At 57.8% G+C, this 18426-nt stretch carries 17 protein-coding genes; 10 read left to right on the top strand and 7 right to left on the bottom strand.

Going from position 1 to position 18426, the window contains the following annotated elements; genetic code table 11:
• Positions 1 to 18: 18 nt before the first annotated feature.
• Together RLW55_RS14600 and RLW55_RS14595 are read left to right on the top strand one after the other, a co-directional pair.
• Entirely contained in the window at positions 19 to 831 is an 813-nt protein-coding gene (locus RLW55_RS14600; protein ID WP_409560061.1) for a MotA/TolQ/ExbB proton channel family protein, read from the top strand.
• A 28-nt stretch (positions 832 to 859) separates the two neighbouring features.
• The gene (locus RLW55_RS14595; protein ID WP_423414560.1) at positions 860 to 2578 is read left to right on the top strand and encodes a hypothetical protein; all 1719 of its coding nucleotides are present in this window, start codon (positions 860 to 862) and stop codon (positions 2576 to 2578) included.
• A gap of 310 nt (positions 2579 to 2888) precedes the next feature.
• Here the strand turns inward: RLW55_RS14595 and RLW55_RS14590 are convergent, their stop codons facing one another.
• Positions 2889 to 3122, bottom strand: a complete 234-nt coding sequence (locus RLW55_RS14590; protein WP_423414559.1) for a hypothetical protein — start codon at positions 3120 to 3122, stop codon at positions 2889 to 2891.
• Between the two features lie 289 nt (positions 3123 to 3411).
• Between RLW55_RS14590 and RLW55_RS14585 the strand changes: the two genes are divergently transcribed.
• The 3 genes from RLW55_RS14585 to RLW55_RS14575 all read left to right on the top strand — a co-directional run bounded on the left by RLW55_RS14585 (position 3412) and on the right by RLW55_RS14575 (position 5170).
• Positions 3412 to 3957 (top strand): tetratricopeptide repeat protein, encoded by a 546-nt coding sequence (locus RLW55_RS14585; protein ID WP_423414558.1) that lies wholly within the window; start codon positions 3412 to 3414, stop codon positions 3955 to 3957.
• 54 nt (positions 3958 to 4011) lie between these two features.
• Positions 4012 to 4563: a hypothetical protein gene (locus tag RLW55_RS14580; RefSeq protein WP_414462847.1), complete on the top strand. Its 552-nt coding sequence runs from the start codon at positions 4012 to 4014 to the stop codon at positions 4561 to 4563.
• Positions 4564 to 4627: 64 nt separating this feature from the next.
• Positions 4628 to 5170, top strand: a complete 543-nt coding sequence (locus RLW55_RS14575) for an NADAR family protein (RefSeq protein WP_423414557.1) — start codon at positions 4628 to 4630, stop codon at positions 5168 to 5170.
• Between the two features lie 168 nt (positions 5171 to 5338).
• On the opposite strand, the gene RLW55_RS14570 is transcribed toward RLW55_RS14575, so the two are convergent.
• The 4 genes from RLW55_RS14570 to RLW55_RS14555 are packed head-to-tail and all read right to left on the bottom strand — an operon-like array spanning position 5339 to position 10175.
• The gene (locus RLW55_RS14570) at positions 5339 to 6019 is read right to left on the bottom strand and encodes a type 1 glutamine amidotransferase (protein WP_423414556.1); all 681 of its coding nucleotides are present in this window, start codon (positions 6017 to 6019) and stop codon (positions 5339 to 5341) included.
• Positions 6020 to 6060: 41 nt separating this feature from the next.
• The gene (locus tag RLW55_RS14565; protein ID WP_423414555.1) at positions 6061 to 6999 is read right to left on the bottom strand and encodes a carbon-nitrogen hydrolase family protein; all 939 of its coding nucleotides are present in this window, start codon (positions 6997 to 6999) and stop codon (positions 6061 to 6063) included.
• 42 nt (positions 7000 to 7041) lie between these two features.
• Complete coding sequence (locus RLW55_RS14560; RefSeq protein ID WP_423414554.1) at positions 7042 to 8577, bottom strand: glutamine synthetase family protein; 1536 nt, start codon at positions 8575 to 8577, stop codon at positions 7042 to 7044.
• Positions 8574 to 10175, bottom strand: coding sequence for an APC family permease (locus RLW55_RS14555; protein ID WP_423414553.1), 1602 nt, complete (start codon positions 10173 to 10175; stop codon positions 8574 to 8576). Before RLW55_RS14555 ends, RLW55_RS14560 begins: the two co-directional genes overlap by 4 nt.
• Positions 10176 to 10475: 300 nt before the next feature.
• Between RLW55_RS14555 and RLW55_RS14550 the strand changes: the two genes are divergently transcribed.
• Together RLW55_RS14550 and RLW55_RS14545 are read left to right on the top strand one after the other, a co-directional pair.
• The gene (locus tag RLW55_RS14550) at positions 10476 to 11345 is read left to right on the top strand and encodes a MurR/RpiR family transcriptional regulator (RefSeq protein WP_414462852.1); all 870 of its coding nucleotides are present in this window, start codon (positions 10476 to 10478) and stop codon (positions 11343 to 11345) included.
• Between the two features lie 455 nt (positions 11346 to 11800).
• Positions 11801 to 12649 carry an LssY C-terminal domain-containing protein gene (locus tag RLW55_RS14545; protein ID WP_423414552.1) on the top strand — a complete coding sequence of 283 codons (849 nt, stop codon included), beginning with the start codon at positions 11801 to 11803 and terminating at the stop codon, positions 12647 to 12649.
• A 57-nt stretch (positions 12650 to 12706) separates the two neighbouring features.
• On the opposite strand, the gene RLW55_RS14540 is transcribed toward RLW55_RS14545, so the two are convergent.
• On the bottom strand, positions 12707 to 13405 hold the full coding sequence (locus RLW55_RS14540; protein ID WP_423414551.1) for a hypothetical protein: 699 nt from the start codon (positions 13403 to 13405) through the stop codon (positions 12707 to 12709).
• Between the two features lie 317 nt (positions 13406 to 13722).
• On the opposite strand from RLW55_RS14540, the gene RLW55_RS14535 reads away from it, so the two are divergent.
• Complete coding sequence (locus tag RLW55_RS14535) at positions 13723 to 14421, top strand: SDR family NAD(P)-dependent oxidoreductase (protein ID WP_414462855.1); 699 nt, start codon at positions 13723 to 13725, stop codon at positions 14419 to 14421.
• Positions 14422 to 14440: 19 nt separating this feature from the next.
• Here the strand turns inward: RLW55_RS14535 and RLW55_RS14530 are convergent, their stop codons facing one another.
• Complete coding sequence (locus RLW55_RS14530; protein WP_423414550.1) at positions 14441 to 16351, bottom strand: hypothetical protein; 1911 nt, start codon at positions 16349 to 16351, stop codon at positions 14441 to 14443.
• Positions 16352 to 16800: 449 nt separating this feature from the next.
• Between RLW55_RS14530 and RLW55_RS14525 the strand changes: the two genes are divergently transcribed.
• Positions 16801 to 17256 (top strand): MarR family winged helix-turn-helix transcriptional regulator, encoded by a 456-nt coding sequence (locus tag RLW55_RS14525; protein WP_013947952.1) that lies wholly within the window; start codon positions 16801 to 16803, stop codon positions 17254 to 17256.
• 129 nt (positions 17257 to 17385) lie between these two features.
• Positions 17386 to 18396, top strand: coding sequence for a helix-turn-helix domain-containing protein (locus RLW55_RS14520; RefSeq protein ID WP_409560075.1), 1011 nt, complete (start codon positions 17386 to 17388; stop codon positions 18394 to 18396).
• Positions 18397 to 18426: the final 30 nt, after the last annotated feature.

Raw genomic sequence — 18426 nt, 5'->3', positions numbered from 1 at the left:
CAACTGAGACCAGATCGCATGCAAACAGAGACGCCGGTCCTCTCGAAGAGCTCGACCTTCGCGCGCGGCAGAAACGGCCGCTTGAATTCAGCGATGGTCTACGCAACGGCACTGCTAATGGCCGTGCTGATCATCGGAATTTTGAGCTTTGCGCTGCCTTATAACTCGGTCGCGGCGGCGTTGGTGCTCGATCATCACAAGGGCAGCATCTTTCCCTACCCCTTCACCATTCAAAACATGACGTATCTCATCTTCGCCGCCGGTCTCGCCGACCTCTACATCCGCTGGCGGTCCGCCAGCGCCGAGAGTGCGTTCCTGAGCTGCGGTTTCTTGCCCGAAGACGATTCATCCGTGTTGCAGGTCAGCGACCTCGGCCCGATCCGCCGCAAGGTGTCGAAACTCTACGACGGCGACAACGGCTTCCTTCCCTACCTGATAGACATCACGACAACGCAACTGCAGGCTAGCCACTCGGTCGACCAGGCGGTTTCGATCATGCAGAGCAGCCTCGACTTACTCACGCATCGCGTCGACCTGCGCTATCAGAATGTCCGCTATATCGCTTGGTTGATCCCGACTATCGGCTTCATCGGCACGATTGTCGGCATCGCGGTCGCGCTGGAGTTCATCGACCCGAGAAAGATCGACATCGGCCGTGTGACCGGCGGCCTTGCGGTCTCGTTTTACACGACGCTCGTCGCGCTCCTGGTCAGTACAGTATTGGTCTTCTTCCAGCACGCCGTCCAGAAGATGGAAGAAAGCGCGCTGAACGATGCCGCACAATACTGTCTGAAGAATCTCATCAACCGTATCTACGTACCGCGCACATGATGAGACCAACGCGGACGGGACAGGCGCGATGAGACGGATACGGCGCGACACGGCAGGTGGCAGCGAGATCGCCATGATGGCGGTGATCACCAAAGCCATGGGCGCGTTCCTCGTGCTCATGATTGTGCTGATGCCCTATTATACTAGCGACCCGGTGGCCCAGCGCACGGCAGATGAAGCCACTGAACAGGTAGACCAAGCCAAAAAGAAGCTTCAGGAGGCTCAAGACAAGCTGAAGAAGGGGCGGCTCACCGATGAGGAGATCGACGCCCTTCTGGATGAGCTTGATGAGGCAACGCGGCAGCTCGAAGAGGCTCTGCTCAACATCCACCAATTGAAGATCCAGGTCGATCAGCTCACGTCGCAGGTGAAGCGACTTGAAGAGCTGTTGGTTGCGCAGGAGAAGGAGATCACCGCTTTGAAGGTGGAGATCGCCAAGCTGCTCGCCGAGATCGAGCTGCTGAAGCGCAACCAGAAACCCGAGGCCGTCTACTGGAACATCGTGCGTCTCGATTGGCGCGGATGCACGGCGCCTTCACTCAATCTCTACATTACTAGCAACTTGCCACGCAAGAACGGGTCTGTGAATCCGCCGCCCGACCGTACCGCGCAAAAACCATTCTTCGAGACCGATAAGGTGCAAACGGAGGTAACAAACCGGACCAGCGCTGGCCCCTCAGGACAACCAACCTCCGGGACCATCACTTACATGATCAATGAGCTCAACGTCGACGAGCTGCTAACGGTTTATGTGAAGTTGCTGAACCCTCTCCCCGGCGGCGATATGGTCTGCGACCTCACGGCCTCCTGGTCGGCCCGTCTCGACGGCGATACGAAGCCGACGACCTTTGTCAGCGGCAAGGTTTCAGACCGTGAACCCTACGCATTGCTCGTCCGCCTTAAGAGTGGCGAACGTGGTTCGCTCGCACCTGTCGACGTATCCGCTGCCGAGCTTGAGGATTTCCAAAAAACGATTGCGGCATCCCATTGCGAGAAGATGACGTGTGGCCTTGACGATCCGGGCGCCAAGGATGCTTTCGCGCAAGCGATCGTTGATCGGTTTTCAGGCGCCGTGACCTCGACGATCGTCGCCGCGAGAGATGTAAGGACATCCGGGACCGATTTCGCTTCACCCGGCAATACGATGCTCAAAGACTTGGGCCAGAAATACGCAGACAAACAGATATCATTCTCCGACATCTCGAAATGGATCAGGCTGCTGTCTGCAAGCATTTCTCCTGGGACCCGTACTGCAACAGCCGATGAGCGTGCGTCTTATATCGACAGTCTGCGCGCCGCTGCCGCCCCCGACAGCGTGATCGATTTCGCTCAGTTTCTGACGATCTCAGCCCATTTCGACGCGACCGCCGCCCGCCGCGCGCTGGAAAAGGCCGGCATTAAACTCGCTAACCGGCCAGAAGATGAGAAGGCGGCCCAACTTCTCCTGGACGAAGCGAAAGCCGGTGGCTGCGACCCCGCATCGGCGCTTCAGGTCAGCCGTCTCGTTGCCGAACGACGCATGCCCGTAGACGCCGCGAAGGCGCTGATCAAACTTCTGATTGATCACCAATCCAGCACCCCGCGTGATTTCTTTGAAACGAACCCCGTCCCTAGCGCAATCGTCCAGGAGCAGCTTCTGCAAACGATCCGCCCAAACAATCCGCTGTTCCAAATGCTTGATCCGTCCGGTGGTCGAGTTCCCCCGGATCTGTCGTTGCCACTCGTTTCGCAGATCAAACGGCAGTAGCGGCAACAATTTACGTCAAAAAGCTGACACGCCGGGCAACAAATTCGCCAGGAAAATACGGATCTTTAGGTCGCCAGGGTCTTCGCTCGAAGACGTTGTAAAATCTGGCTAGATCTGCTGTGCTGCAGCTTTTGCTGCTGCAATATTGCGTGGACGTAGTCAGTTTTTGTTTGGAATAAAAAATGAGCACACGGCTCGTTCGCTGCGTCGAAGGTCACATCTACGACGCCGATGCCCACAGTCAGTGCCCATCCTGCGCGTCGACAGCAGATGCGGCGCCCGCATCCACACAGCTAGCTGCCGATGGTGCCTACGTGGCGGCGAGTTCGCTGCCGGCGGGTCGGAAGTTGCGCCTACTGATCTTCAGCACCGGAATCGTTGCCGCCTTAGCGTCGGCTTGGGCAGCGGGCCTCTTGCCCGACCCTTTTCCGCCCGCGCCAGACCCGGAACCGCAGGTCAAGCCGGTCCAGAACGAGAAGGCGCCGGCAACGCCTGAACCGCCGTCTCCTCCTCCATCCAAGCCCGCGCCGGAGCCGTTGCCCACTCCGACGCCGACCCCTGCAGTACCAACGTCTACTCCGGAGCCGTCACCCAATCCAACTCCAACTCAAACTCCGGCGGCACCGCCGCCTACTCCGGAGCCGTCAGCCAAACCAGAGCCAGAGCCCGCGCCAGCCGCGCCGACGCCCTCCCCCGCACCGAGCCCGCAACCAACTCCTTCAAATTCGTCCCCTAGCTCTTCTGAACTCCAGAGCACGTACGATCAGGGCGAGGCCCTTTTCTACAAGGGTGAGTATCGTGCAGCTCTCCCGGTCTTCGACAAGCTTGTCGAAATGTCTCAATCCGCCGACAATAAATCGAAGGCCTTAGCCTATTACATGCGCGCGAGGACAAGCGTGCAAATCGCAAACGAGGAAGGAGACACGTGCAAGGCGATGCTTCCGCGACCTCCGTCTTGCTCCACGGCGACAAAGTACGAACCGGCATCAAAGGACCTTGCTCAATCCTTGGAGCTTGATCCCGATCAAGCGGATGCGAACTTTCTGACCGGGTTTATCGCCGAAAAGACGGGAGACAAGCGCAAAGCTATTGACTTCTACACTTATGCGCTGCGTGCGAACCGCGATTATGGCCCGGCCTATAACAATCGCGGGACGATCTATTTCGATCTTCGCCAGCTCGACCTCGCAATGGCCGACTATAACGAAGCAATCCGCGTTGATCCGCAGAATGCTTGGACCTGGGCGAACCGGGGGGTACTTTTCACCTATTTCCGTAACAGGAAGCAAGCGATTTCCGATCTAAACCGAGCCTTGGACATCGACCCGAATTTTGCATATGCCCGCGATAATCTACGCAGATTGGGAGTGCGCCGCTGACGGATAAACTGCGCCGCTTGCTGTGCAATGCTAGAAAACTTGAAAGGTCGAGCCGTGCGTATTCCCTTTATGGCAATAGCTAGCGTCCTCTTCCTCAGCACACCACAGGCCGCGGCAGAAGAAGATTATCCGGCGGACGGCAAGATCGGCGTCAAGTACGGCCCTTGGGCTATCAGGCCAGAGAACGGATGCAGCGTCGCACGCAATATCGTCGATGCCGACAACTGGACATATTACTCGTTCTGGGTCGAGCCGCTGGTTGTCGAGGTAATGGCCCGCGGCGGCCATATGGTCGGCGGAACGCTAGCCGTTGAGGGCGGAGTGACGAAAAAGTTCATCTGCTACGCCGCCGGCGAGCGTTGCACTGTGGACCGAACTGACCTGAACACCGGTCTGCGCACGGGCTCGTTCGCCGTTCTGGAACTCGACCTCACCGAAGGCAGGAAGGCCGGGCCCTTCAACATCCCGCTCGATGATCTGTCCGCGCTCCTCTTCCTGGGGTGCGGCAACCAAGGTTACAATGCCCTAGCCCTTCCCAAGCCTCCGCCACCCGACCGCAAATATCTAAACCCTGAGCCCGAGGTCAACCCGCAGCCGAAGCCATAGCGAGGGGCGGACGTCGGCCGGATCCACCATATGACTGTTTAAATTTTCGAGATGACTGGTAGCTATGATTGGAGATGGACCAAGCGTCATTGTTCCACTCGACAATCGCATCCTCTACTTCGGCCGCGATCGTGAGCGGTTCCGCTTTCTCTCGCATTTCCATTCAAGCCCCATTGTGATTGACGGCGAAGCCTGGCCCACGGTGGAGCATTATTATCAGGCGCAGAAGTCGGCCAATCCGCAATACAAGGCGGCTATCCGCGCAGCCGTTCATCCCGGATTGGCCAAACGCCTTGCGGCACCGCCTACTTCGCCTCGCCGGGTTTCGCAGAGCTCATGGTTCCGCAAGCACGGCGAGCAACCCCGCGCCGACTGGCACGAGGTGAAACTCGACATTATGCGTCGTGCCGACTACGCCAAGTTTGTGCAGAACGGGGGCTTGGGGATCCTATTACTCGCGACAGGGAACGCCGAATTGGTTGAAGACTGCCCAAGCGAGCCGTTCTGGGGCATCGGCCCTGACGGCACTGGTCTCAACTGGGCCGGGCGCGTTCTGATGGAAGTGCGCGACGGCCTGCGCGTCGGACCATCGTCGACACCTTCATAACTGGTTCGGACACAATAGGGAATCATTGGATTCAAAAACTGCGGATAACATTCCGCATCCGGATCAATCGGTGGCGGTGCCGGCCGCTTCAAAAAGCGATGTCTACCTTTTGGGGAGAAAACCGGACATCAAGGCGGCGGTGGACCTGCAGCAGCGATATGGGCCGCTTCATGCCAAGCTCCGACCCACAATCTTCCCAAAAATATTATCGAATAGCTCGAATGCCCGTTTTTCGATTTCGTAGGCGTGGTCGTCCGCGTAGTTCAACGCCTTCGCGAGAGATATCTGGTCCTCTTCGGGCATTGAACGCCGATAGGCGCCCCAGTCTTTGAGAACCGCGTTTGAAACTTCGGGATGAAATTGGACGCCCACGGCATTGCCATATTCGAACGCTTGCACGGTCTCGTTATCTCTCGCTAGAACTTTTATCTCGCCCGGCAACGTAATGAAATCTCCATGCCAACGAAGCCAGGGCCCCTGCCACACCGGCGTGCTGGCAAAGGCATTTTCCATCCAGCCACGGTATCTATGCCCAATCGGTTTGACCGTGCCACCCAAGGCGGTCGCGAGGAGTTGCGCGCCAAAGCAGATCCCGAGGACGGGAATGGCATTGTCGATGAGACGCTTCATCAAGGCGCGCTCGCGTGCAATCCATTGGATATGAGTCTCATAGACGCCGCGGCGCGATCCGAGAAAGACGACGACATCGTCTGCGATGTCAGCGAGGTCGGTTGTCACGATATCTTTTGGTGAGAGCGTGCGCCGACACGTCCAACCTTTTGAAGCTATGAATTTCTCGACGAGACCGGCGCTGCCATACGCGCTGTTTTGAATGACGGTAACCCTCATCTTCGACCGGCAGCCTAATTAAAATGCAAGATTTCTAGCGATCAACGCCGCAGCTTCGCGGCGTCGAAACGCTCGCTGCGAATGTGGAGGTCGAAAATATCCGGGCGATAGTAGTGTCCAGTCACGTCGAAAAGCTGTCGGTTCTCGTAGACTTCTTTCACGTCGATGGTGTGCGAAATCAATCCTTCGACGCCAGGAGATGGAGGTATGACAACCGTACCGTCCGGCGCCACAAGTGAAGAGCCGCCGTTGAAAATCACGTCGTGACCATCCGCGATAAGTTGCGATTTGAATGGGAAATCATCGGGAATATCGCTCATGGAGAGTAGTCCGTGGACGCTCAGCGACCAGACGCGGCCTTCGCGCGCTGTAGCAGAAACGATGCCTTCGGCAACAACCGCGTTGCCGGGCCATAGACTGATATGCAGCTCCTCGCCGCCGCAGTACAGAGCGAAGCGCGCCATCGGCATCCAGTTTTCCCAGCAACAAAGGCCGCCGACCTGAACTCCCGAGATGCGGTGCGTGCGGAGTTCATGTGCGTCTCCAGCACCCCAGCACAAGCGCTCATCGTGAGTAGGCATGAGCTTGCGATGTACGCCCAACAGCCCTTGATTGCGATCGACCTTCAACAACGCACAGTACAGCGTGCCTCGACCAATACCATTGCCGCGCTCGTTAAAACCGAGAAAGACGGACACGCGATAGTCGCGCGCCGCTTCCACGATTTCTTTCACCTCTTCGGAATCGGCTTCCATCGACTCATCGAGAAAGCGCGCATACGCTTCGCTCTGCTTCGGGTCGCCGAACGCGGCGGCATCCGTCCGACATAACCAAAACGGATATCCGCTGACGAACGCTTCAGGGAAGGCCAGCAGATCGATCCGTTCGGCAGCGGCGAGCTTTATTGTGTCGATGACTTTTGCGACGGTCGCGCGTTTGTCGAGCCAAACGGGCCTGATCTGAGCAGCGGCGATCTTCAAAGCATTCTCCTGATACCCTAAGCGTTGAATGATTAAGCCGCTCTAGTACATCTCGAAGTACTCTTTCTGCTCCCAGTCTGTAACCGCGGCCAGGAAGCGGGCGACTTCATACTCTTTAAGCATGATCATATAGTTCCAGAATTTTTCGCCGACTGCGTCCCTAATGACGGCGCTGTTGCGAAAGCCTTCCACAGCATCCATGAGGCTGCGTGGTAGAAGCGGCGCGTCGGCAAGATAAGCAGCAGCAGCCGGTTTGCCTGGATCCTTTTGCGTGTCGACACCATCGAGTCCGGCGATAAGCTGCGAGGCGATATAGAGGTAGGGGTTCGCCGTCGGCTCGCCGACGCGGTTTTCAACACGAGAGGCGGGGTCGTTTGGCCGTCCGATGACGCGGATCATCGCGCCTCGATTTTCAAGTGCCCAGCCCGCCTTGAACGGCGCGAAACCATCAGGGCGCTGACGTTTGTAGCCGTTGATCGTCGGCGTGGTCATGAGAGAGGTTGCCGCCGCATTTTGCAGCAAGCCGCCAACGTAATTCATGCCGTATGCTGAAAGCGGGCCCTCTGTGCCTTCGGCCATGAACATATTGGTTTTGTCGGCGATGCGCCGGATGGACTGATGCATATGCCAACCGCTGGGAAAAACATTTGGCACCTGCGGATTTGCCATGAACGTCGCGTGATAGCCGTTGCGGCGGCAGATCTGCTTCACGGCCGAACGAAAGAGCAGAGCGTTGTCGGCAGCGTTCATGGCAGTCATCGGACTAAAAGTTATCTCGCATTGACCGGGCCCCCACTCGTCTTCGACGGTTGCGAGCGGTAGGCCGAGCGCTTCGAGATTGGACTGCAGCAAACGAAGAACCGGGTCGATTTCGTCTCCGCGATTTTCTGTCAGATACTGGTAGCCGTGGGAGATCATCGACACCTTCGGCGGCTCCGGCGGATAGCCGCTTTCTTCAGGCCGGAGGCTCGGGTCTTCGAGCTTGAAAACGTAAAATTCGAACTCAAGACCGACAACCATCTCAAGGCCTTTTTCCTCGAGACGCTCAAGCTGGCTGCGCAGAACTTGGCGCGTCGACAGCGGACACGGAGTGCCGTTCGAAAGATAAGCGTCGCTTAGGATCCAGCCGGTGTCCGGCGCCCACGGCAGAACATGAAATGTCGACGGGTCAGGCACGAGCACACCGTCGGGAAGCCCGATCATCTCGGGAACGTTCAGTTTATTGGAATCGCCGAACGGCGCGACGATAGGATGGTTCGTCGTATCGAAGATCGCCGTGACGAGTTGAAAATCTTTGCCGCTTTTCAGGTTTGAGCGAAATTCCGCGGCCGTCACCGTCTTGCCGCGCACGATGCCGTGCTGGTCACCCCAGCCGATGCGGATGTACTTGATGTTTTCGCGTTCGATCCTGGCGATCAGATCGGCGGCCATGAGTTTTTGCTCTTCGCTCCAGAGGCCGTGGTCTTCAATGAAATGAGGCTGCTTGGCCGACATCATGCTGTCCTTAGTTTGGAGTTCGAGATTATTGCGTGCGGTGGCCGGCGCCGCGCGCCGAAACCACCAGTTGCGTAAGTTCATCGCTGTTTTGCCGCGTGTTCGGCAGAGGCGAGCATCCCGTCGGGCACGCCCTGATAGATGAGCCGGCCGATCTTTTCGAACTTTATTGGGTTGGTCGCCTTGATGAAGAATGCCCCCGCGAGGCCTACTGCAAAGATCGCAATGTCGAGCGGGATGATCCATTCCGCGAACGCAAAGCCGCCACCAAGGAACTCCATGTTTGTTGCGCAAAGATAGAGCGCAAACGCTTGCGAGAGAAACGCCAACGTCGGCGCGATAAACGTCGACCAACGGCCTGCCTCAGACGGGTGATTTTTCTTGAAGTAGACAATCACCGCAAGCGACACGATGGCCTGAGCGGCGAGCACGAGGATCGTCCCCATCAGCGCCATGAGGGAGAACAACCCGGCGTAGGCATCGGTCTTCGGGTCATCGGAACCGATGAAGACGGCGAATGCAGCGATGACGAGGATCGCAATCACCGATTGGACGACGGACGCGACATACGGCGTTTTATGAACGACGTGGGTCCGCGCTAATGCCTTCGGAAACACGCCCTCGCGACCCAACGCATAGAGATACCGGGCAGCAGTGTTATGAAAAGCCATGCCGCAGGCGAACGAACTCGTCAGAACGAGATAGCTCATAATTGATGTCACCCACGGCCCGAGTAGCTTCGTGGCTGGGTCGAAAAAGAACGTCGCAGAGTTGTTCTGCGCGGCGTCGATCAAAGAATGGAAGTCGGGATAGGATGAGACCACGGCCCAAGTGGTGATCGTGTAGAACACCCCTAGGCAGATGACGGACACGTAAAGCGAAATGGGCACGATCTTTTTCGGATTGACCGACTCTTCGGCATAGTTCGGAGCCATTTCGAAGCCGACCCAGGACCAGAAAGCGAAGAACAATCCGATACCAGCGGCGCCGCCCAGCAGTTTGCCGTCGGGTTCGAAACCTTGAAAGGCGCCGATGGGATTGAGCGCCGATAACGATACCGTCGCGCCGTGACCAGCATGCGCAAAGATGCCGAGGTCGAAGAACAGAAGAATGAGAACTTCTGCGACTAACGCAACGCCGAGGAGTGCAGCAGATAATTGAACCTCGAAATACGTCAGCACCGAAATCAGAACCACCATGCCGACCGCGAGAGGCGCCCACGGCACATTGATACCGAAGAGCTCAGTGAGCTTAAGGTTCAGGAAATACGCGAGGCCGCCAGCAAGCGCGGGTTCGAAGATCGCGTATGCGGCGACGGCACAGAATCCAAAGGCCATGCCGAGTTCACGTCCGAGACCGTGACTGATGAAGGAATAGAATCCGCCGACTGCCGATACTTTCGAGGCCATTGCTGCGTAGCCGACGGAAAACAGCAGAAGGATCGCCGTCGCAACTAGGAACGCCGCGGGCGCGCCGTATCCGTTGCCGTTACCGACGACAATCGGAATGTTCAAAAGGCTGGCCGTCATTGGGGCGGCTCCCGTCAGCGTCAGAAAGAGAACGCCGACGAGCCCAACGGCCTTTGGTTTCAAAAGATGAAGGTCTTCTTGTTTGGTGACGTCAAACGTCGACCGGTCGGCAACTTTCGCGGCGGCCGTGCTACCATCTACAGACGGATACATGCGCTTTCCCCTGCTTCAGCTTGGGGCGTCCCGTCGAGCCCCTTCCGTCAACGCCATTGCAAGCGGTGTACCAAATAGAACAGATTATGCAATATGTGTGTTGTTTAGTTCCATAAATAACAGAGATATGTACCAAATTTTCCAAATCGGTTATCGACGTTAAGATCAGTTATGGGCGCGCGAATCTCTCTTAGGAGCCAGCGCGTGCACGAAATTTCACCGATTTGGAGCGGGAATGCTGTACTATTTGGCACGAACCCGGCTTGGCTCAGAGGCAATGGACGACCTGGAGCGCTATTAATGACCGGCCTGCCTCACACCACTGTCGCGGAAATGATCCGCCGGCGGTTAGACCAACTGACGCCAACGGAGCGCAAAGCCGCTCTTATTCTGTTGGGCAACTATCCGGTTCCCGGGCTGCAGACGGTGGCGCAGTTCGCCAAGCAAGCAGATGTGAGCAATCCCACCGTTCTGCGCTTGATTGCTAAGCTCGGGTTCGGCGCGTACGCGGATTTTCAGCAACGTCTACGCGACGAGTTGGAAGCGCGTCTCCGATCACCGCTGACAAAAGACGTCCTCTCGGCCGACGCGCGAGATTTGGCGGAGGTTCCTCCATTTGCCAAGTACTGGGAATCCGTATCGAGCGCGATGGCCGCATCGATGCACCTGATACGGCCTTCGGAATTTGACGGTGCCATTGCCTTGCTCGCACAAGAAGCTCGACCGGTGACGATCCTGGGCGGTCGTCTCACATCAAGCCTTGCGCTGCAGGCGTATCTTCACTTGCGCGAATTGCGCTCGAACGTGACCATCATTGACAGCCAGACGGCGACCTGGGCGGAGCATCTCCTGGGAGTGACATCGTCGGACACATACCTGCTGTTTGACATTCGTCGCTACCAGGATGACGTCGTGCGCATGGGAAAGGAAGCGGCTGCTCGCGGAGCGAAGATTATCCTGTTCACGGATGAGTGGTTGTCGCCGTTATCTGCCGTCGCCGAGCACGTCTTCGCGTTGCGGATCGCGGTCAATTCCAATTGGGATTCTTTTGCTCCGATCTCGGTTCTGATCGAGGCGATGATCGCGCGCCTCAGCGCGCTGCGTTGGCCCGAGGTGAAGGCGCGCATGGAAGAGCTAGAGGCGATCCGCCGAAAACTCGATGCCGGATAGCGCAGCCGTACATCGATCAATGCCGTCTCGGCATCCTTCTCTACTGTCGACCAGCCGACCTCCGCTAAGGATACGGACATGGCCGGGTACCGCTTTCAATCCGTCGGCGCGTTGAGCCTCTCCTACCGATTAGTCCGAAGGACCGCGTACATTTTCGTATGCGTACCTTCCGAGGGATAGCCCACGCGCGCCACCTCATTGCACTGGAAATCTATGTGCTTGATATTGCAGAGAAACCTGACAGTGCGGTAGCGCCGAATGCGCGCCATCAAAACATTGGTCACGGGGGCCTTGTACCCGCTTTGCGCGCCGATTGGAGGGGGAATTTGTGTCGCCGTCGACGCTGGCGCCGATGCATAGCGCGATCGACCACCCGCGCAAACTTCCTTTGCAACGCCAATCCAAACACTCTTAATAACGTCGGGTTTGTGCGATCGACCGGGCTGTAGCAGCGCATGGTGAGACGAGTAATTCGGCTTTTGCAACGCGTGGCCATTCTTGGCCTCGGCGCTTTGAGCATCTGGCTGATCGTCGACGTCTTCAAGTTCGTCGATCACCGGTTGCCACCGATCCTGGCGCTGAGCGTGGCCTACGCAATTGGCGCCTATCTCATCCTTCCGAATGCAGTCAGGATGGGCCTTAAAATCCAGCGGGCGCGACATGTACCAAGCTTCACGATCACCGGCGATGGCCTTCCGGGCGATCCGATCAACGTGGCGCTGGCCGGGACATTCCAACAGCTGCGCGATGCCTTCGCGGCAGCCGGTTGGGTTGAAGCTGATCGTCTGACGCTGGAAAGCTCGTGGCGCATGGTGAAGGCCTTCGTTCTCAACGAACCGTATCCGACGGCGCCTTTCAGCACGCTGTACTTATTCGGACGCGGGCAAGATATCGGCTTTCAAAAGGCGATCGATAACAGTCCGCGCAAACGTCATCACATCCGCTTTTGGGCGCAAGGGCTCGACTATGCGCAGGCGAACGCCAATACGCTCGACTTTTGGCTCAATACCGATCGTCCCGGCGAAGAGGAGCGCGTTCTTTGGATCGGCGCCGGTACACGCGACACGGGATTTTCCCTTACGCGGCTGACCTTCCAAATCACGCACGCGACGGACCCCGATACCGACATAGAACGCGAATTCATCGTCAGCGAATTGACCCGCTGCGGCGCCATCGCGGGCGCAAGGCTCTATCGCGCCGGCGATCAGGTGAAGACCGGACGCGTCAACCACTATGTGACGGACGGTGACGTCGCCATTGCGGAAATCGCGATTGCAGCACGGCGGCCTAAAAACACGATTTAATCAGGTGACGAACGAACTTCGCTAGTCCTCTTACGCCCCAACCGATAGCCGGGACGACTATTCTGGTGGTGCGTCCCCGCCTTTCGCTGAGCGTCCCGTCGTCGAATAAAGAGGCAATGTGCCGACGTTGAATGATCTGGCATCGTAATCGCGCAATTCCATAGCGAACGTCACCTCGGCTGGACCGCGATGGAAAAACTTGTCGAGCGGACCGAAATCGTTCACTTCGGCTTTGTCGAGAACCAAGCGGAATTTGTAGACGCCGAGATCGCGAATGAGCTGGTCCGGCTTCTCTTTCGCGCCATCGGTGAAGAAAAGGACGGTCTCAGTCTTGCTCGCCTTGCCCGGCAATGGAATGGGCGCGAACGCATCGAATGCCAGCGAACGGGCTTTTTCCATGGACCAGCGGCCAAAATTGGCAGCGTAGAAATGCTTGGTTTCATTGGTTTTGGTGTTGGTTGCTTCCAACTCCATCGACATGACGGTTCCGGTCCGGCCGCCGTCGTTCAGGAGCGTGACGGGAACTTCGATGACTTCGAAGTTGCTGTTGTTGTACGGCGCGCTGAATTGAATGACCGGCGGCACGAAAATCTTGATATCCGGCGCTTTCAGCGAGCTGTCCCAAAGGCTGTAACCCGAGAATGCGAGTGCCAGCGCCGATATCGCTGCGGAAAATGACCGGCTGCTGATGCCGGAAGAATTTCCACTTTCCCGCTGCGAACCTTCACCCTCGATTTCATGCTGCTCTTTCGTCATTCCCTACGTTCCAACGCTTATGCGGGCGGCATAGCAATCAGCCTTGCCCTAGCGCGTCAAGAACTGAGCGCCGATGGCACGCAGCTTCCGGAAGCAGTGTGCTCGCGGCGAAACGCGGAGAGGCTTTTTTGCCTTCATTCATAAAGCTGGCATTGATATTTTGAGCGCTTTGCCTGCGTCGCCGTTCTTTCTTGTCATCAAACCCTTGACACAACCGCACTCGCAACCGCGCTCTGGATGCACGATGTTTCGCGGTGTGGGACTGCTTCCGGGTGGGACCGATCTCAGCAATTGGAATTATCGAAAGGAAACAATCCATGTCCGACAAAAGACTTTCAGCGTTGATTGTCGGCGCGTCGCGCGGCCTGGGCCTCGCCCTCGCCGAGGAATATCTGCGACGCGGCTGGCACGTGGTTGCGACCGTGCGCGGCCAGACGAAAACAGCGCTTCACGATCTGCAAGCGAGACACGCCGGATCGCTCGAAATCGAAACGGTCGATATCGTGGCGCAAGATCAAGTTGCGGCGTTGCGTGATCGGCTGGCGGGGAGAACGTTCGACCTGCTGTTCGTCAACGCGGGTGTTGCTAACGATCCGGATGAAACGATCGGCAATGTTTCGACGGACGAGTTTATTCGCGTGATGGTCACCAACGCCCTCAGCCCGATGCGTGTGATCGAGGCACTCGATGGGCTCGTCTCGCCGTCCGGCACCATCGGCGTCATGTCGTCGGGCCTCGGCAGCGTGGCCGATAACGAGCACGGCGGCTGGGAGGTGTATCGCGGCAGCAAGGCGGCGCTCAATACATTCATGCGCAGCTACGCGGCCAGGCAACGGGGCAGCCGCCGCTCTCTCGTTATCATTGCGCCGGGCTGGGTCCGCACCGACATGGGCGGCCCACACGCGACGCTCGGTATCGAGGAAAGCATTCCGCGCGTCGTCGACACTATATCCGCTCAGTCGGGAACGCCGGGCCTGAAATATCTCGACTATATGGGCCGCGCCGTGCGGTGGTGACGCGCGAGGCCTCGTTCAGCTAGGGCGAGGCTTTCACAGCCGAACCGACGACGGCCGCGACGGCCTTGGAGTCGCCCGGCGTCGGCTCGCGATCGGCGGGCTCTTCAGTGGTGCCGGGTGCGTTCTCGATGGCATCCAGCCACTCGGCCGTCCGCGCGAAATCCGGATCGGCGCGAAAGCGTGCGCTCGCCACGAAGCCATCCGAACGGCTGATGGCCTGAGCGATCAGCTTGCGAAATTCGGGCACGTCGAAATAGGACGCGTGCACCAGTTCTTTCCAGGTGAAATACGTGCTGATAGCGGTATCGGCTGTATGCGGCGGTACGGCGAACCGGATTTGCCCGATCGCGTGGCGAAACTTAGCGATCGTCAAACTTGCGGCGGCATTGGAGTAAGTGGTGACGAGATCGGCGACCGCCGCAGGAAGGCGCGGCTGAGATTTTTCGACCCACGTCGGCCGGTCCAGGGCACCGATAGCAACCTCGCCGTCTGTGTCGTTGCCGTAAGCGGCGCGCTTTACTTCCGAGTTCGTGATGCCATTCAGGATTTTCGCCAATCCCGCGCTGACCACTGTCGCGATGCCTTGAATCACGACCATAAGAACGAGAGCCAAAATGCCAAGAATGGCTGGAACGATAATCGCGGGCACGAAGATCGTACCAAACCAGCGCAGCCGTGGGTCTCGCAGATCTGTCGTTCCCAGCGCCCAAGATAATTCGTCGGTGACGACGTGCAGCAGAAGGCCGCTGTTTGTCGCGATATCTTCGCCGTTTCCGCAGAGCGTTTCGCAGGGCTGCCCGTTCTTCTCGAAGAAGCGTTTCTTGAAGCGCATTCCCCGTTCGATAGCGTCAAGATTGGGGTATTTCTGCTCAAGTTCGTTGCGTTTCTGGCGATATTGCTGCCACGCAGCCTTCGGATCCGACGGCTTTGGGACCACCGCACCGCTCTCGGTCTTCACGGCCTCGCCTTCGCCGCGCCAAGCGGCCATCAGCTGGCTGCGAAGATCCTTCAACGCCGCCTCCGCTTCGGGTGAAGCGTTGGCGTCGTAAATCTCGGTTTTCATCCAGTTCGCGATTCCAACCATCTTGGCCGGCGACAGCAGAATGGCAAAATATATGATCGGCAGTGCAATGACGGACAGGAGCGTGATCGACGAGACGGCAAACGATTTATCAAAAAAATCGAGTTTGGCGTCGGGCAGCAGCGAGAGCCCTTGGATCGCTTCGTCATCGGGATGAGACAGCGGCAACCATCGCGGGGCGAAATTTATGCGGGCACGGCTCGTCGTTCGTTTTCGGTAGCTGAGCAGACTGCGGCGGTCCAGCCAGTGCAGGACGACATAAAAGACCAAGGCCGGTAAGCTTGCAAGAACGCCCGTAAAGATTGATACGCGAGGAAAGACTCCGCCGAACAAGGTTCGTCCGCCGTCGAACTGTGTTGCGATCAGATACACGAGATACATGATCAGCAGCATCATCGAGGCGACGAAGATCACCTTCCGCATCAAGCTCAAACGGGTAAGCAACCAAAGCTCTTTCCGAAGCTTCAGGAATGGCGTGCCGACAGTGATCCAGCGCTTAAGGTTGGCGAGCGGACGGCGGCGGGCGGCGTTGTTCAGCAATGCGTCGGAGACGATGGAGCCGCCGTGGCTATGGCCAACGATGCAGTAGGGCTCGCTCTTGGTTTCGAGGTCGCGCATGACTTTCGTCAGCCGGTCGCCAGCCTCGCGGCGTTCGACTTCGCTGTTGTCGCCGGCCCAAGAGAATGGAACGAAATTCAGTTCACCGTCCCGCGCCTCGACGCAGGCGCGCATGTCCTTTTCGAACGTGCTACCCGCTTCCCACCACTGCAATTCCGGCATAGGACCGCCGTTCGGATCAGCCGATGTCGGCGCCGCAAACGTTCCGTGCACGGCAATGATCGTCGCCAAAGCCCCCTCCCCTGGTCGCCGCACGTGTCGCGCAGGCCTATGGGCGGATGATGGCGCATCCGACAGAAAGTATCATTCCACGGATGCGATTTGGCGCGCGAAGTCCAGGCCGTGTTGCAGCGAATCCCCTGTCATTTTTTACGTGCAGACGCGAATGGAATGGCTGATGTCTGCGAACAATTCGACCTTCGGCGAAATCCGACGCGCAATGTGAACCTTGTGCGTCAGGCACGTGTGGCATGCCAGCACGCGCGTTTTAGATGCGGGTTTGTTCTCTCGCTCAGAACAATCTGTGCACGTTCACGTTCACCTAAATTTTCCGCAATCTCCCTCACATCCGACTTTCAAGCCCTGATGAGTAGAGAAAACCGAGGCCGACTACTGTTTTCTCCACTGAGCATTTGCGTGCTGATCAATCGCACGCTTTCTTATGGAGGGACACTTCGACAATGAGCCAGCAGCCTGCAGCCCATCTTCAGCGCTCGGTTATTCATCTTCTTCGGCGCGTCGATCAGTGCGCAACGCAGCTTTATTCTACGGAAACGGCCGACAACGACCTGACCCTTCGCCAGCTTGCCATCCTTACGGCGATCTCCCGTCAGGAAAACCTGAGCCAGACCGATCTCGTCACGATTACGGGCATCGACCGTTCTACGGTCGCAGGAATCGTAAGCCGTCTTATCCGCAAGGGCCTACTTGAGCGCAAACGCTCGCCGCTCGACGGTCGCGCCTACTGCGTCCGCCTTTCCAAGCGCGGCGCAAAAGCGATTGCGGGCGCTGACCGCCTCTACTCGCGCGTCGAAAAGAAATTGCTGGCCGGCGTCCCTGCTGCAGAGGCGAGCCAATTTGTCTCGACTCTAAAGTCGATCCTGTCCGCACACGACGAAACGGCAGCGTCTGCATAAAGAATAACCCATCATAACTGCCGACGCCGCCGATAGTTCCATCCGTAGAATTATCGGCGGTTCCTCTCTCTTTGCGTTTGACGTTCCTCCCTCGGCCCGTATCATCTGAGAGCGGGCAGGGATAAAAAAATGTTGCGCATTCTTGAGGATTCCACTCAGTCAGCCGGGGACGAGCTGACAGAATGGTCCATTTCCACATCAGATGTTCATCCGCGCGATCGGTTCGAATACTGGTTCGAGACTAGCCGCAAGGTACTTGGGCCTTTCGAGACGCGGCCAGACCATCCAACACGTTTCGAAGGCGACCTGCGGCATCTGCGGCTGCCCGGCATGGCAATTTCGATTTTTCGCTGCAATGGAATGACGGCGTGGCGCACCAAGCGCCAGGCGGCCCAGCTTGCCGATGTCGTGCACATTGCAGTGCAGCTCGGCGGCAGTGTCCGAATTACACAAGACGGCCGCGAGGCCGAGCTCAAGAATGGCGATCTCTGCATTGTCGATGCTGGGCGTCTCGGCACGTTCGTTCAATCCGCTGATGCTTACTGCCTCGTGATTGAAGTCTCGCGTCGCGATTGCGAAGTGCGACTCGGTCCGCTGGCGCGATGGACCGCGCGGCGGGTCGATGGACGGCACGGCGGCGGCGCACTGGCTTCGACGTTTGCCCAATTGCTGCCCGACCAGCTTTCCTATCTGAGCGCGTCCTCGCAATCGCAGGTCAAGCTGCAGCTGCTTGATCTCGTCGCACTCGCGCTGAAGGATTCCGAAGGTGACGATTTCGTTCATTCATCGGCACGTCTCGCCTCCCTCCTTCGGCTCAAATCCGTCGTCGATGACAACCTATCGAATTGCAGTGCAACATGCGAAGACCTGGCCAACGCTGCCGGCATTTCGGTCCGCTACGCCAATCAATTGCTTGATGCCGAGCAAACATCCCTTCAACGCCTATTATTCAGCAAAAGGATCGAAAAGTGCCAGGCTGCGCTTGCTGACCCGGCGCAAGCGCATCGCCAGATCAGCGACATCGCCTATTCGTGGGGGTTCGGCGACGTCTCGCATTTCGGACGGCTCTTTAAAGCCCTGGTTGGAATGACGCCACGAGATTTCAAAAAGCGTCAGCTCGCCCACGTTGACCGAATTTGAAGAAATCCCGGTCATAATCGGCGTCGGCGG

The sequence above is a fragment of the Hyphomicrobium sp. B1 genome, from assembly GCF_049532635.1.
GTDB lineage: Bacteria > Pseudomonadota > Alphaproteobacteria > Rhizobiales > Hyphomicrobiaceae > Hyphomicrobium_B.
This window is presented reverse-complemented; position numbering and strand designations above follow the sequence as displayed.

Coding starts and splice junctions, on each gene's coding strand:
- RLW55_RS14575 (WP_423414557.1), top strand. CDS start 4,628: ATGATTGGAGATGGACCAAGCGTCATTGTTCCACTCGACAATCGCATC.
- RLW55_RS14525 (WP_013947952.1), top strand. CDS start 16,801: ATGAGCCAGCAGCCTGCAGCCCATCTTCAGCGCTCGGTTATTCATCTT.
- RLW55_RS14545 (WP_423414552.1), top strand. CDS start 11,801: ATGGTGAGACGAGTAATTCGGCTTTTGCAACGCGTGGCCATTCTTGGC.
- RLW55_RS14540 (WP_423414551.1), bottom strand. CDS start 13,405: ATGACGAAAGAGCAGCATGAAATCGAGGGTGAAGGTTCGCAGCGGGAA.
- RLW55_RS14555 (WP_423414553.1), bottom strand. CDS start 10,175: ATGTATCCGTCTGTAGATGGTAGCACGGCCGCCGCGAAAGTTGCCGAC.
- RLW55_RS14550 (WP_414462852.1), top strand. CDS start 10,476: ATGACCGGCCTGCCTCACACCACTGTCGCGGAAATGATCCGCCGGCGG.
- RLW55_RS14535 (WP_414462855.1), top strand. CDS start 13,723: ATGTCCGACAAAAGACTTTCAGCGTTGATTGTCGGCGCGTCGCGCGGC.
- RLW55_RS14585 (WP_423414558.1), top strand. CDS start 3,412: ATGTCTCAATCCGCCGACAATAAATCGAAGGCCTTAGCCTATTACATG.
- RLW55_RS14570 (WP_423414556.1), bottom strand. CDS start 6,019: ATGAGGGTTACCGTCATTCAAAACAGCGCGTATGGCAGCGCCGGTCTC.
- RLW55_RS14600 (WP_409560061.1), top strand. CDS start 19: ATGCAAACAGAGACGCCGGTCCTCTCGAAGAGCTCGACCTTCGCGCGC.
- RLW55_RS14560 (WP_423414554.1), bottom strand. CDS start 8,577: ATGAACTTACGCAACTGGTGGTTTCGGCGCGCGGCGCCGGCCACCGCA.
- RLW55_RS14595 (WP_423414560.1), top strand. CDS start 860: ATGAGACGGATACGGCGCGACACGGCAGGTGGCAGCGAGATCGCCATG.
- RLW55_RS14520 (WP_409560075.1), top strand. CDS start 17,386: ATGTTGCGCATTCTTGAGGATTCCACTCAGTCAGCCGGGGACGAGCTG.